The sequence below is a fragment of the Pantoea sp. PvP021 genome, from assembly GCF_054056055.1.
The window spans coordinates 922023-936757 of record NZ_JBSRXX010000001.1; the positions used below are offsets into that span (position 1 = coordinate 922023).

Sequence of the window (14735 nt, forward strand, 5' to 3'; positions counted from 1 at the left end):
CGGCGTTTATCTGAGTGTTGCACCAGAGAAGGTAACAATCCGCAGGATGGAGGGTGCTGCCAGCGCACCATTACGCAAAAAAAGCGGTGCAGCTCAGCCTGAACGCATTCGGCGCTTAACAACCGTCCCCGTGCTGTGGTTGAATTCGCCCCTTATCTTTTTTGCACGTGGTTATCATGCATTACATTCAGAGTCTGATGAGTTTTATTGAGGGAAACAGGGTACTGTCGATCAGCTTCAGCCTGTTGCTGCTGATTATGGCCGGGATGGTCACTCACCTGATCTGCAAATTTTTCATCGTCAAAGTGATCAGGAAGGTCTTTTTCAGCAGCCACAAAAAGGGCGTGCCGCTGGATAAAGATGTCCGCCTCTCTCAGAAGCTGTCAAATTTTGTGCCGGTGATTGTGGTCTACAATTTCCTGCAGTTTATGCCGGGCCTGCCTGAAAATCTGAAAGTGGCGATTCAGACCATCTGCGGCATCCTGTTTTTTGTCTATCTGTCGATCTTCTTCAACGAAGTGCTGGAGATTGTTAACAACTCCTATTCGCGCAAATCAAAACGCAAGAATCACTCGATCAAAGGCTATATCCAGATCGGAAAAATTCTGGTGCATATTATCGCCGCGATCATGATTCTGGCGATTATGTCCAACAAGTCACCGGCGATTATCATCTCCTCGCTGGGTGCGGTCGCCGCGGTGCTGATGCTGATCTTCCAGCATACGCTGTTGTCACTGGTGGCGAATATTCAGCTCTCCTCTAACGATGTGCTGCAACTGGGCGACTGGATTGAGATGCCGGACAGAAATATCAGTGGTGAAGTGATCGATATTGCCCTGCATACCATCACCATCCGCAACTGGGACAACACTATTTCGCGCATCCCGACCAAGAACTTCCTGACCGAGACCTACACCAACTGGCAGGCGATGTTCTCCTCGGGCGCACGCCGCATCATGCGCAGCTTTTATCTTGATCAGAAGTCGATCACCTTTGTGAATCAGGAGATGCTGCAGGCGATGAGCCAGATCCGCCTCGCTGGCGAATCGATCACTGAGCTGCTGGATGGGCGTGATATCAATGCCGTGGGCGACCGCTGGTTTATGGAGAACGGCATCACCAATCTGATGGTGTTTCGTAAATACCTGACCGCCTGGCTGGCGCAGCGTGACGACATTCAGAAAGAGATGTATATCGTGGTGCGACCGCTGAAACCGTCGCCGGATGGATTGCCAGTAGAGATCTACTGCTTCACCTCCTCTATTTTCTGGGCCGATTACGAAAATACTCAGGCAGCGATTTTTGAGTATATCTACGCGATGGCCCGCCACTTTGAGCTGCAGATTTATCAGCATCCGGCAGGATCCGATTTTGCCCGTCTGGCTCAGCCGCGCCCCGACAGCCGGGATGCACAGCAGAGCGGCGGGCAGTAACCAGAATGCGCGGTGGCGATCTGCCGCCGCCGTAATTCACGTTTGTTCAGCGCATTAACTTTTACTCAGCGCATAATTCAGCACTTTGTCATTTTTCATCTGCACGGTCAGCGTCTGCCCTTCGGTGGTATTCAGGGTGCGCGCCTCGCTGTAGGTCCACTTCAGCAACCGCTGCCCGTCCGGGTAAGGCGTTTCACTGTCAGGCTGACCAAACAGCGCGATCAGCTGGGCTTTGGTGGTCTGACCGGCATGAATTTGCTGCAGATTACTGCTGTCCAGCCTGTGTCCGACCCGGTTAGAACAGGCGGAGACCAACAACAACAACGCGGCTAACAGAACTCTTTTCCTCACGTAACATCCTTCTGAAGTGTTCAGCGCCGCAGGTCATCCGGAGCGACCTGCGCCATCGCGCATAAGCTTATAGCGAATCGGCGCCATCCGGCAGGCTTTTCTGCGCCTGGCTCCTGCTTTCGCCCCGCCGGATGCAGATTCACAGCAATTAACGCAAATTAATGCCTCTCTACCCCCCGCCGCCCTGCGATTGCAACATCTTAGTCTATGATTACTCACTGTATGCCGCGTGGAAGCGGTCTCACGGCCCGTTTTCCGCCACACCACGCTGAATACCAGTCCGGCTTTCTGACTGAAGAGACGCGCCAGCCCACCTGGCCTCCTGGTCTCGCTGATAGCTTTAAGATTTTTGACGCTTGCGTCATCGACATCCTTTTCGTGCGGTGGCCACCATCGCGCATTTCCAGGCTAAATGAGGCAACTGAATGGAATCCAAATCTTTTTTTAAAAGTTGGGGCGCTGAACGGGTTGCCAGCGACGAGGTGCGTTTCCGCCTCTGGGCAACCGGTCAGCAACGCGTGACGCTGCGGCTCTCCGGTAAAGACATTGAGATGACGCCGCAGGCTGACGGCTGGTTTGAAACTCAGGTCGCTGGTGTGGCAGCCAATGCCGAATATGATTATGTGCTGGCCGATGGTACAGCGGTGCCCGATCCCGCCGCCCGCGCTCAGAAAGCAGAGGTCAATGGCCCGTCGCTGGTGATCGATCCTGACGCTTATCAGTGGCAGAACACGAGCTGGAAGGGTCGTCCATGGCAGGAGTCGGTGGTCTATGAACTGCACATCGGCACCTTTACGCCTGAGGGCACCTTCCGGGCGGCGATTGAGAAGCTGCCAACGCTGGCTGAAACCGGCATTACCATGATTGAAGTGCTGCCGGTGTCGCAATTCGGCGGTAATCGCGGCTGGGGCTACGATGGCGTGCTGCTCTATGCACCGCATGCCGCCTACGGCACACCCGATGATTTTAAAGCCTTTATTGACGCAGCACACGGCCACGGTCTGTCGGTAGTGCTGGATATCGTGCTGAACCACTTCGGCCCGGAGGGCAACTATCTGCCGCTGCTCTCACCAGACTTCTTCCACAAAGAGCGCCAGACGCCGTGGGGCGCCGGTATCGCCTATGACGTTGATGCGGTGCGCCGCTATATCGTGGAAGCGCCGCTCTACTGGCTGCAGGAGTTTAATCTGGATGGCCTGCGCTTTGACGCCATCGATCAGATTGACGATCCCAGCGACAAGCATGTGCTGATTGACATTGCTGAGCGCATCCGCGCCACGATTACCGATCGCCCTATTCATCTGACCACCGAAGATTGCCGTAACGTCACCTTCCTGCATCCGCGTGACGAAAACGGGGACGCTCCGCTGTTTACCGGCGAATGGAACGATGACTTCCACAACGCCGTGCATGTGCTGGCAACCGGTGAAAGCCACGCCTATTACCAGGATTTCGCCGACCAGCCGGAACAGCGGGTAGCGCGGGCGCTGGCAGAAGGCTTTGTCTATCAGGGCGAAGTCTCGCCGCAGTCGGGCGAGCCACGCGGCGTGAAAAGCAGCAGCCAGCCGCCGGTCGCCTTTGTCGACTTCATCCAGAACCATGACCAGACGGGCAACCGTGCGCAGGGCGAAAGGCTCATCAGCCTGGCCGGCGCAGAGCGCACCCAGGTGCTGCTGGCGATGTTACTGGTCTCGCCTCATATTCCGCTGCTGTTTATGGGTGAAGAGTATGGCGAAACCCGGCCGTTCCTGTTCTTCACCGATTTCCACGGCGATCTGGCCAAAGCGGTGCGTGAAGGTCGCGCAAGAGAGTTTGAAGGCCATGCCGGTCACGGCGAAACTGTGCCGGATCCCAACGATGTCACCACCTTTGAACAGTCGAAGCTTAACTGGCAGCGAACAGAAACGCCGGAAGGTCAGCAGTGGCTGGCGCTGACGCGTCAGCTGCTGGCCCTGCGTCAGCAACATATCGTGCCGCTGCTGCAGACCGCCGGTGGCGATGCCGGTCAGGTGGTGAAAACGGCGGAAGGTTTCCTCGCGGTGCGCTGGGACTTCCCGCAGGGCACGCTGTCACTGGCGCTGAACGTCGGCAACAGCACACAGCCGATCCCCGATCTGCCCGGCGAAACGCTGTTTGCCTGGCCGCAGGCCGCCAGCGAACTGATTCCCAACGCTATCGTGGTTCGCCTGGCTAAGAGAGAAGCAGAATGAATATTCCAACCGCAACGTACCGCATTCAGTTCCGCAACGGCATGACGTTTGACCGTGCGGCGGCGCTGGTGCCCTACCTGAAACAGCTGGGTATCAGCCATCTTTACGCGTCACCGATCTTCAGCGCTACTGCTGAATCGACCCACGGCTATGACGTGACCGACGTTAACCAGATCGAGCCGTCGATTGGCGGCCGTGAAGGATTTGATCGCATGGCTGCCGCGCTGAAAGCGGCCGGGCTGGGGCTGATCCTCGACATCGTGCCCAACCATATGGCCGCCTCGCTGGAGAACCCGTGGTGGCGCGACGTCATTGAGCATGGCGAACAGAGCCGCTATGCGCATTACTTCGATATCGACTGGTCACGCCGCCTGACGCTGCCGTTCCTCGGTGACACCTTTGCGGCGGTGCTGGCCAACGGCGAGATCAGCGTGAAGCGCGATCCGCAGACCGGCAAACCGGCGCTGGCCTACTTCGACAATTTCTATCCGCTGGCACCTGAGACCTGGCAGGATCGGGAAGAAGCGGTGCTCGCCCTGCGCGACGCGGCGGAGATTGCTGAACTGCATGACCAGCAGCCGTGGCGGCTGATGTCGTGGCGCGATGCGCCCAACGATCTCTCCTACCGTCGCTTCTTTGAAGTGACCGGTCTGGCAGGCGTGCGCGTGGAAGACAAAACGGTCTTCGATGCCGCGCATCAGCTGATCCTGGAACTGGTTCACAGCGGTGCGGTGCAGGGCTTACGCGTCGACCACGTGGATGGCCTGGCCGATCCGCACGGCTATCTGGAACAGTTACGCCAGGCTGCCGGTCCCGACTGCTATCTCACCGTGGAGAAAATCCTGGGTGACAATGAACAGCTGCCTGATGCATGGCCCGTTTCCGGCACCACCGGATATGAATTTATGGCCGCACTCGCCAATCTGCTGGTCGACAGCGATCAGCTGAGCGGACTGCGCAAAGCGTATCAGGCCGTCATCGGTAAAACCGTTGATATGAAAGCGGAGCTGCGCGCCGCCAAACTGTTGATGGCAAACCGCAATTTTGCCGGTGAATTTAACCGGTTACTGCAGCTGGCACTGAAGATTGCCGACGCAGAAGGCACGCCACAGCCGGAAGCGGAACTGAAGAATGCGCTGCGTGAACTGCTGGTGGCGTTCCCGGTCTATCGCACCTACGGTACGCCGCAGGGCCTGACCCCAGCCGACACCGCGCTGTTGCAACAGGTGGTCAGCGAGGTCAAAGCCAGTGCCCATGCGCCCGACAGTCAGGCGCTTGATTTCCTGACCCATATTCTGCGCGCAGAGGTTGCCGACTCCGCTCGCGACGATGCCACGCAATTCCGCACCCGCTTCCAGCAGCTGACCGGACCGCTGATGGCGAAATCGGTGGAAGATACCCTCTTCTTCCGTCAGCACATGGCGCTGGCGCTGAATGAAGTCGGCGCTGAACCGCTGGCGCGCCACTTCTCGCTGGATCAGTTTCACGCTGAAATGCAGGCGCGGCGCGAACATCAGCCCGATGCGCTGTCGGGCACCTCTACGCACGACACCAAGCGCGGTGAAGATGCGCGTGCGCGACTCTATACCCTTACCGAAGCGCCGCAACGCTGGGCGGATTGCGTCAACCGCTGGCGGGAGATGAACCACGATCAGGTCATACGTCTGAAAGATGGTCCGGCACCCGAACCGGCCGTGGAGTGGATGCTGTATGAAGCGCTGGCGGGCGTCTGGCCAACCACCCTGCAGCCGCAGGATGCGGAAGGTCTGGCGGCGCTGGAAGCCCGCTTTGTGGTCTATGTGGAAAAAGCGCTGCGTGAAGCCAAGCTGCGTACCGACTGGGCCGACAATAACGACGCCTATGAGGAGGCAGTGCTGGGCTATGCCCGTCACCTGCTTGCGCCCGCCAACAGCACCTTCCTCAGTGACTTCTGCCAGTCGCTGCAACCCTTTATGCGTGCCGGTCTGGTCAACAGTCTGACCCAGACTGTGGTGAAGCTTACGGCGCCTGGCGTACCCGATATTTATCAGGGCAGCGAGGCGCTGGACTTCAGCCTGGTCGATCCCGATAACCGCCGCGAACCCGATTTCGACGCGCTGGCGGCGATGCTTAACGCGCCACAGCACGACGGCAGCGAGGCGCACTGGCTGCGCGGTCAGGTCAATCAGCAGGCGATTGTGAAGCTGCTGACGCTGCGTCAGCAGCAGCCTGCCCTGTTCCGCCACGGTGACTATCTGGCACTGTCGGCAGAGGGCGAGCAGCAGAATAATGTGCTGGCCTTTGCCCGCACCGGACAGGATCAGGCGGTGATAGTGGTTGTGTCACGCCGGGTCTTTAACCAGTTGCCGGAGAATCTCGACCAGCCGCCCGCTGCGCGCTGGGCTGACACGGTCATTGCGATGCCCACCGCACTGGGCCAGCGCCGCTACCAGGATGTGCTGACCGGTAAAACGGTGGCTGCGGGCGACCAGTTGTCGCTTACCGGGCTGGCATCGCAGTGGTGTGCCGTGCTGGTGGCACAGTGAATTCCGGAAATAACTTTTTTTATTACGCGTCAATCTGTTCATTGAATAACGAGGCATAAATGTCAAACAGTCAGCGTTTTGAAATTACGGCGGGATACAGCCATTTACTGGGGGCCAACTTTGATGGTCAGGGCGTGAACTTCGCCCTGTTCAGCGCCCACGCCGAGCGGGTTGAACTCTGTCTGTACGATCCCAGCGGTAAAACGGAAATTGCCCGTCTGGAGCTGCCGGAATATACCCATGAAGTATGGCACGGCTATATTCCGGGCCTGCAGCCCGGCGCGCTCTATGGCTATCGCGTTTATGGCCCTTATGACCCGGAAAATGGTCATCGCTTTAACCCGAACAAGCTGCTGCTCGATCCCTACGCCCGTGAACTGGCGGGAGACATCGCGTGGAACGAGGCGCACTTCGCTTACGATCTCTATCATGACGATAAAGATCTGACCTTCGACAGCCGCGACAGCGCGCCGTTTACGCCAAAGTGCCGGGTGATCGATCCCAACGAATTCGACTGGCAGGATAAAAACCGCCCGAATGTGCCGTGGCCGAAAACCGTCATCTATGAAACCCACGTTAAGGGCTTCACGCAGCTCAACACCGCCCTGCCACCTGAAATGCGCGGCACCTTTGACGGCATGAGCCACAAATCGACCGTCGACTACATCAAAAGCCTGGGCATTACCTCGGTCGAACTGCTGCCGGTACACTGGTTCCCGGATGACCAGCACCTGCTGGATAAAGGGTTGAAAAACTTCTGGGGATATAACACGCTGAACTTCTTTGCCCCCGCCACCCGCTACTTCGGGCCGCGCGGCATTCAGGGCTTCCGTGACATGGTGCGAGCCTTCCATGATGCCGGTATTGAGGTAATCCTCGACGTGGTCTACAACCACACCGCCGAGGGGAATGAGCTGGGGCCAACGCTGTCGTTTAAAGGCATCGATAACTTCTCCTATTACCGTACGTTGCCAGACCAGCATCGCTATTACATCAACGACACCGGTACCGGTAATACCGTCAACACCTCGCATCCGCGTGTACTGCAGATGGTGCTCGATTCGCTGCGTTACTGGTCAGAATCAATGCATATCGACGGCTTCCGTTTCGATCTGGGTACCATTCTCGGTCGCGAGCCTGATGGTTTTGACCCGCGCGGCGGCTTCTTCGATGCCATCATGCAGGACCCGGTCCTGTCGCAGAAAAAGCTGATCGGTGAACCCTGGGATATCGGTCCGGGCGGCTATCAGGTGGGCAGCTTCCCGCCAGGCTGGGCAGAATGGAACGATCAGTATCGCGATACGGTGCGTGACTACTGGAAAGGCAACAACGTCTCCACAGACTTTGCTGCCCGCCTGCTGGGTTCCGGCGATCTCTACGATCAGCATGGTCGTCGTCCATGGGCCAGCGTCAACTTTATCACCGCGCACGATGGCTTCACCCTCAACGATCTGGTGTCGTACAACGACAAACATAACGCGGAGAATGGCGAAGACAACAACGACGGCCACAACGACAACCGCTCTTACAACTACGGGGTTGAAGGCCCGACCGATGATGAAGGCATCAACGCGGTGCGTGAGCGTCAGAAGCGCAACTTCCTTGCCACGCTGATCTTCTCACACGGTACGCCAATGCTGCTGGCGGGCGACGAGTTTGGCCGCAGCCAGATGGGCAACAACAATGGCTACTGCCAGGACAGCGAAATCTCCTGGGTACACTGGGATAACCTGCCGGAATCTGCCGAGGCGCTGCGCGAGTTCACCCGCCAGATCCTGACGTTACGTGCTGAGCAGCCGTTACTGCGCCGTGAAAACTGGCGTGATGGCATGGATATCAAATGGTTTAACGCCGGTGGCGGCTTCCAGCAGGCTGAGCAGTGGGATGAGGGATCAACGCTGGGGGTTTATATCGGCCGACCGGACCTCCAGACCGAGGAAGGCATCTGGCACGACGTCCTGATGCTGTTCAATCCGTTTGAAGGCAATGTACCGTTCCAGATCCCGCAGTTTGGTGAAGGCGGCTGGGTGCTGGAACTGACCACCAGCGACACCGCGAAGCGCGGTCTGGTGATCACCAAAGAGAAGGATTTCGAACTGGAAGGACGCAGCTTCGCCCTGTTCAGACGTCCATAGCCGCTCACCCGGTTAAAAAGCAGTCATCTGGCGCAGCGCATTTCGCGCTGCGCTTGTGTTTCTGGCGATCGCTGCCAGGCTTAACCGGTTGTTAACAGTGAGAATTGATGCTGAAAAGGAGGCATAATGTCCAGATTTACGCAGAAAGTTGTGGTTGTGACAGGTGCCGGATCCGGCATTGGCGAAGCCAGCGCAAAACGCTTCGCTGAAGAGGGTGCATCAGTGGTGCTGGTGGGCCGTACCGCGCAGAAACTGGAAGAGACGCTGGCCGACATGACGCCAGGCGATCACCTGGTGGCTGCCTGCGACGTCTCAGAAGCCGCACAGGTTAAACAGCTGTCAGAAACCGTGCTGAAGAAGTATGGCCGTGTTGACGTACTGGTAAATAACGCCGGCGTCATCGTGCAGGGCCGCATCCATGAAGTCGACCTCGACGCATGGAAAACCCTGATGAAAACTGACCTTGATGGGGTTTTCCACGGCGTACACTATTTCATGCCTGCCCTGTTAAAGAGCAAAGGCAACGTGGTTAACATCTCTTCCGTTTCCGGTTTAGGCGGCGACTGGGGCATGAGCATCTACAACGCGGCTAAAGGGGCGATTACCAACTTCACCCGTGCGCTGGCGATGGACTACGGCGCAGATGGCGTACGAGTCAATGCAATCTGTCCCGGCTTTACCTTTACCGATCTGACCGAAGATGCCAAACAGGATCAGGCGCTGCTGGAGCGCTTTTACGACCGTATTCCACTGCGCCGGGCCGGTGAAGCGGATGATATCGCCCGTGCCATTCTCTTTATTGCCAGCGATGAAGCCAGTTATATTACCGGCGTTAACCTGCCGGTTGATGGCGGAATTACCGCTTCAAATGGCCAGCCTAAACAGGCTTAAATAAAGAACAGGGCAGCGTCTTTAAGCTGCCTTTTTTTATTCTAACCGGCCCGCAGCATTAATTCCCTTTATTATCCTTCTGCCACAGCAGAACAATAACTCCCTGCATACAAATTAATGTTTTGGCGTATGGCGGGTTGGCGTTGCCGCGCGTGCAGGTTTAATTGCCGTGCTGCTGCTGGTCGGGCAAATAAAAGTGCTCAGGCAGGCATTACAGAGTATGGCATTAGCGTGATGAACTTTCGCCACGGCCAGCGCCTGCTGGCGGGTATAAAGCGAACCAATAAAAACGCGTTTATCGTTCTTTGACAGATTAACGCAACCTTCTTTGTGTAAAATCCATCCACCCATGGGACGCGGGCACAGATAATAGTAGCTGGCTTTGAGCATGGTAGTCATCCTGATAGTTGCTGTATGTATCTTAAAAAACGAACCAAAATTCGTAAGAGGTTTTTTTTGTAATCTGAAGCTTTATTAAACTAACTGAGAATTATCCCTAAAACCACTTTATTGCGTGAGTCTGGCTGACTTTGAGAATATGCCCTTTTTCATTGCTTATGTCGCTTCAGGCATTCCACGCGCTGTAACGCCCTCACCCTCACTGCCGCCCCGCTTACATTTATACTGCTAATGCATCATTAAAAAAGCAAAAATAAAAACAACACCTTAAAAACAATACCTTATAAAATAAACCTGCGCGCCAGGGGTGACGCGCTACTCAGATATGATTAGAGCAGAAGCTGAAAAATATCATCCCCGCAGGGGTATTTATGAGTATTGATAAACTGAACCTGAATAAGAGTGAAAGTGGTGCACAGCGTGCCTTTAAGCGGAACGCCAGCTCCCCTGGCATCAGGGATTTATCAATACCGGCGGGCGTAATTAACAGCGACCGGCTTGAAAAAGTAAAACGATCGGTTTACTTTTAAAGCATGAAAAAGAGAAACGATATCATCCAGGCCGCCGAGCGGCTCTTCTACACCCACGGTTTCCACGCCACCAGCACCGACAATATCTGTCGCGAAGCGGGCGTCTCTACCCGCACGCTTTATCATCACTTCGCCTCACGCGAAGCGCTGACCGCAGCGGTACTCGACGCGCGCGAGCAGCGCTTTATGGCCGATCTGCTGCCACCGCAACAGCCTGATGCGATAGCGCATCTGTTCAGGGTGCTGGGCGAGTGGACGGCAGCGAACGGTGCCCGGGGCTGCTTCTTTCTTAAAGCCTGGGGAGAGTATGCCGAGCGGGACAGCGAACTGGCCGCTCAGGCGCTGGCCTTCCGGACCACGATGCGGGCTTATGTCACCCTTTGTGTGACGCATCTGCGCGGTGCTGAAAATAAGTCGCTGAGTGATGCTATCTGGATACTCTTTGAGGGTGCCATTACCACGGCGCTGATTACCGGTCCCGCCGCTGCTCAACAGGCGGCGCAGGTCGTCAGTCAGTTACTTCAGAACAGGGCGACAGGATGAGATCGCCCATCGCGCTGGCGCTGACCGGCTTCAGCCTGATCGCCGTGACCTATGGCATGGCGCGCTTCTCATGGGGATTGATGCTGCCCGCTATCTCAGCGGAGATCCCCTTCAACCCGCAGCAGGCGGGTATGCTGTCAGCCTGCAGCTTTGTGGCATATTGCCTCACCATTCTTACCGCAGCCGCGCTGGCGGATCGCTATGGCACCCGGCTGACGGCGCTGCTGGCCTCACTCAGTGCGACGGCGGGTCTGCTGCTGCTCGCCTGTGCCTCATCAACGCTGCTGCTGGCGGCCGGACTCTTTATTGCCGGATTGAGTGCCGGTCTGGCTTCACCTGCTCTGGCGGCGGCGGTCAGCGATCGAATCCCTGCTGCGGGTCAGCCGCGCATCAATACCCTGATCAATGCCGGCACCAGCGCGGGCATTATCCTGACGGTGGTCATCCTGAGCGTTCTGCCCGGCGGCTGGCGTGCCACCTGTCTGCTGTTCGCTCTGCTGTCGCTGGCCTGTGTGCTGCCGGTGATGCGCGTGTTATCGGGTCACGCCGCCAGTCGTCCCACCAGAGTGCGTCACTGGCACCAGCGGCTGTATCGCCGCTCCATGCATCGGCTGATGAGTATTGCGTTGATTTCGGGTCTGGTCAGTGGAGCTTTGGGTCAGCGCTGCTGCGACAGCATGTCGGTGTGGATGAAGAGACCGCCCGCTTACTCTGGCTGATTGCCGGAGGAGCAGGCATCGTGGGTGCGGCAACCGGCCCGGTCGCTGCCCGTATCGGGCTGAAGGGTGTATACCGGCTCTCACTGTGCGGGATGGCAGTGCCACTGCTGGTGCTGGCCTGGAGTCGGGGCGAATCCACCGGTTTAGCGATCGCGGTTGCCTGCTGTGGCGCAGGTTACGTCACGCTATCGGGCGTGCTGCTGGTGTGGGGCGCACGCGCCACTGCTGAAGATCCGGCGACCGGCGTCGGCATCCTGTTTTTTATGCTGGCGGTGGGCCAGGTAGCGGGATCGCTGCTGTTTGGTCAGCTTTACGCCTCTTTGGGTGCCAGTACGGCATTGACGCTGTTTGCGGTCAGCGCCCTGCTGCTGCTGTTTATTGCACCCGCGCAGAACAGCAGCGAGTCGGGTAAATAAGCAGGCGTAAACGAATAGGTCGGCAGAAAACAGGGAAGTTAGAAATAGCGTCGATGCTATTTACCAGACAGTGCCAATATTATCGCCCGGGGAATGAGGAAATATTACGCAGGTGTTATGGCTGAAGCGATAAACTCATCGCGGCGTCCATTCAGATCGCGCGAATATTTTTAATGCGTGGATTTATTTTCTGCTGAAGCAAATCTTCTTCGGGACCCAGATAATAAGGCACAGCACACTGCTTACCATCTTTGGTAAAAATAATCTGGTTATCATGCAGGAATAACGCAGTAAAATGGCCCAGTACCACACCATTTAATTCAAAGCAGTGATTTCTTGCTGCACGCAGCCCCTGCTTACTATTCAGAAAATCAACAAATCGCATCACGCTGCGCCTCCATTTAATAAATCAACCCCATCAGAACCGCGAAGATAATAGCCTTAATGCCGGCCCGGATCATCCGGCTGACGCTGTTTTCAGAATAGGCTTAATTACCATTCAGTAGTGGCACTAAACCGACGTGATTTTTTATCTGCTTCCTGCCAGGAATAATCCTGCCGAACGACGCACTCATAAAATTTCATGAGCGCGTAATATTTATATTGCGCCCTCACATCGCCCGCTATACCGTTGTTTTTCCACCAGGTGCAGACTTTCGGGGCAAAACCGCATAATGGAAATTTTTGAGGCAGATGAACGCCACATCACGGCGATTCAGCAGATCTACGCCTGGCATGTGCTTAACGGCACCGGCTCATTTGAGACAGTGCCGCCCGACGCGGCAGAGATTGGCGAGCGGATGCGGAAGATTCAGCAGGCGGGCCTGCCGTGGTTTATCGCTGTCAGCGACGGAGAAGTACGTGGGTTCTGCTATCTGACGCCTTATCGCCCGCGCCATGCCTACCGGCATACGCTGGAGGACTCAATTTATATCGATCCCGGATTTCAGAAGCGCGGAGCCGGTTCGCGCCTGTTAAACCATGTAATCCGCTGGGCTGAGCAGGCAGGGTTCCGCCAGTTGATCGCCAACGTCGGCGACAGCGAGAACCAGGGCTCGATTGCCGTACATCGCGCCGCAGGCTTTGAGATGACAGGTATCCTGCGCTCGGTAGGTTTTAAACAGGGTCGCTGGCTGGATACCGTTTTTATGCAGCGCTCTCTGGGAACGGGCAATACCACGCTGCCGGTTGATTAAAACAGAGTCAGAGTGAGAAAGACGTACTGGCCCTCGTTTTCCCCGGAAGAAGCTTCTGGTAAGGTGCCATAACAAAAAATAAAAAATTCCGGAAACCTTTATGTTGTCGACAATCATCTATCGCAGCCACATTACTGAACATGTGCCGCTTGAGATCCTGAATGGTTTGGCGCGGAAAGCGAATAAAATCAATAAATCCTCAAGCGTCACCGGAATTTTATTATTCAATGGCACGCATTTTTTCCAGCTGCTGGAAGGTCCGGAGGCGGCGGTCAATGCAGTTTACAGCCGGATTTGCCAGGATCCACGCCACCATAATCTGGTCGAACTGCTGCGCGATTACGCCCCGGCACGCCGTTTTGGCCACGTCGGTATGGAGCTGTTCGATCTGCGGCTGCATGATAAAGAGACGGTACTGGAGGCGGTGCTGGCAAAGTGCACCACAAAGTATCAGCTGACCTATGCCGATCGCGCACTGCAGTTCCTGCGCACCTTTGTCGAAGCGCGGGAAAAAGAGAACTATTTTGAGATCCCGGCCGCCAGCGGCTGGACGTTTATCTGTGACGAGTCAGAACAGCGTGAAGGCAATGCATCGCTGGTGGCAGCGGATGAGGTCAGCTTTGCTTTTCAGCCGATCGTTGACCCCTTCGCCTGCGAAATCGTCTCGCTGGAAGCGCTGCTGCGCGGCCCGCACGGTGAACCGCCGCTCGACTATTTTGCCCGACTGTCACGTGAGCAGCTCTATCAGCTCGATCTGAGGTCGAAAAAGATCGCCTTCGCCCAGGCGAAGCAGCTGGGGATTGAGGGCATGACTCTGTCGATCAATCTGCTGCCGATGACACTGGTGGAAGTGCCCGACGCCGTCCCGTTTTTGCTGGATGAGATTGCTGCGCAGGGACTGGTGCCAGAGCAGATCATGGTTGAATTCACCGAGAATGAAATTATCTCGCAGCCTGAGGCCTTTGAAGCCGCCATCAGGCAGCTGAAGGCGGCCGGCATCAGCCTGGCGCTGGATGATTTCGGTGCCGGTTTTGCCGGCCTGTCGCTGCTGACGCGCATTCAGCCCGACAAGATTAAAATCGACCGTACCATCATCGCTGATGTGCATAAAAGTGGGCCGAAGCAGGCGATCATTCATGCCATTCTGAAATGCTGCTCCTCGCTGGAGATCGGTGTTATCGCCGAGGGTATTGAACAGCCGGAAGAGTGGATGTGGCTTGAAGCGGCAGGCGTGACCCAGTTTCAGGGCTTTCTGTTCTCAAAACCTGTACTCAATGGCGTTGCGGCCGTGGCCTGGCCGGAGCTGATCTGACCGCCTCTGCGATTTGGATGAATTTGCAATTTCCTGCCTTGCTGGATCACCCGGCGGCTGCTAAATAATTAACAG

At 56.4% G+C, this 14735-nt stretch carries 11 protein-coding genes and 1 pseudogene; 9 read left to right on the forward strand and 3 right to left on the reverse strand.

Translation table 11 applies throughout. The features are described 5' to 3' along the window. The first annotated feature begins 176 nt into the window (after window positions 1–176). On the forward strand, window positions 177–1433 hold the full coding sequence (locus ACVKSX_RS04220) for a mechanosensitive ion channel family protein (protein WP_010245507.1): 1257 nt from the start codon (window positions 177–179) through the stop codon (window positions 1431–1433). A 54-nt stretch (window positions 1434–1487) separates the two neighbouring features. Here the strand turns inward: ACVKSX_RS04220 and ACVKSX_RS04225 are convergent, their stop codons facing one another. Continuing rightward, entirely contained in the window at window positions 1488–1784 is a 297-nt protein-coding gene (locus ACVKSX_RS04225) for a hypothetical protein (RefSeq protein WP_033767119.1), read from the reverse strand. A gap of 425 nt (window positions 1785–2209) precedes the next feature. On the opposite strand from ACVKSX_RS04225, the gene treZ reads away from it, so the two are divergent. The 4 genes from treZ to ACVKSX_RS04245 all read left to right on the forward strand — a co-directional run bounded on the left by treZ (window position 2210) and on the right by ACVKSX_RS04245 (window position 9545). Next, window positions 2210–3994, forward strand: coding sequence for a malto-oligosyltrehalose trehalohydrolase (gene treZ / locus ACVKSX_RS04230; protein ID WP_064691270.1), 1785 nt, complete (start codon window positions 2210–2212; stop codon window positions 3992–3994). Continuing rightward, window positions 3991–6519, forward strand: a complete 2529-nt coding sequence (gene treY, locus ACVKSX_RS04235; RefSeq protein WP_354438418.1) for a malto-oligosyltrehalose synthase — start codon at window positions 3991–3993, stop codon at window positions 6517–6519. The genes treZ and treY overlap by 4 nt, the downstream gene beginning before the upstream one ends. A gap of 59 nt (window positions 6520–6578) precedes the next feature. Then, window positions 6579–8654 (forward strand): glycogen debranching protein GlgX, encoded by a 2076-nt coding sequence (gene glgX, locus ACVKSX_RS04240; protein WP_228312167.1) that lies wholly within the window; start codon window positions 6579–6581, stop codon window positions 8652–8654. Between the two features lie 126 nt (window positions 8655–8780). Next, on the forward strand, window positions 8781–9545 hold the full coding sequence (locus tag ACVKSX_RS04245; protein WP_010245522.1) for a meso-2,3-butanediol dehydrogenase: 765 nt from the start codon (window positions 8781–8783) through the stop codon (window positions 9543–9545). A gap of 114 nt (window positions 9546–9659) precedes the next feature. On the opposite strand, the gene ACVKSX_RS04250 is transcribed toward ACVKSX_RS04245, so the two are convergent. Next, a complete protein-coding gene (locus ACVKSX_RS04250) occupies window positions 9660–9935 on the reverse strand; it encodes a hypothetical protein (RefSeq protein ID WP_010670051.1) in 276 nt (91 codons plus the stop codon). 542 nt (window positions 9936–10477) lie between these two features. Between ACVKSX_RS04250 and ACVKSX_RS04255 the strand changes: the two genes are divergently transcribed. Both ACVKSX_RS04255 and ACVKSX_RS04260 read left to right on the forward strand, forming a co-directional pair. After that, the gene (locus tag ACVKSX_RS04255; RefSeq protein ID WP_313925383.1) at window positions 10478–11017 is read left to right on the forward strand and encodes a TetR/AcrR family transcriptional regulator; all 540 of its coding nucleotides are present in this window, start codon (window positions 10478–10480) and stop codon (window positions 11015–11017) included. Next, window positions 11014–12152, forward strand: a pseudogene (locus tag ACVKSX_RS04260) (MFS transporter). The gene ACVKSX_RS04255 and the pseudogene ACVKSX_RS04260 overlap by 4 nt, the downstream one beginning before the upstream one ends. A 151-nt stretch (window positions 12153–12303) precedes the next feature. Here the strand turns inward: ACVKSX_RS04260 and ACVKSX_RS04265 are convergent. Next, window positions 12304–12537, reverse strand: coding sequence for a hypothetical protein (locus tag ACVKSX_RS04265; protein WP_010670048.1), 234 nt, complete (start codon window positions 12535–12537; stop codon window positions 12304–12306). Window positions 12538–12826: 289 nt separating this feature from the next. Here ACVKSX_RS04265 and ACVKSX_RS04270 point away from each other — a divergent pair, with 289 nt between their 5' ends. Beyond that, window positions 12827–13348 (forward strand): GNAT family N-acetyltransferase, encoded by a 522-nt coding sequence (locus ACVKSX_RS04270; RefSeq protein WP_010670047.1) that lies wholly within the window; start codon window positions 12827–12829, stop codon window positions 13346–13348. A 100-nt stretch (window positions 13349–13448) separates the two neighbouring features. Next, complete coding sequence (locus ACVKSX_RS04275; RefSeq protein ID WP_187500905.1) at window positions 13449–14660, forward strand: diguanylate phosphodiesterase; 1212 nt, start codon at window positions 13449–13451, stop codon at window positions 14658–14660. Window positions 14661–14735: the final 75 nt, after the last annotated feature.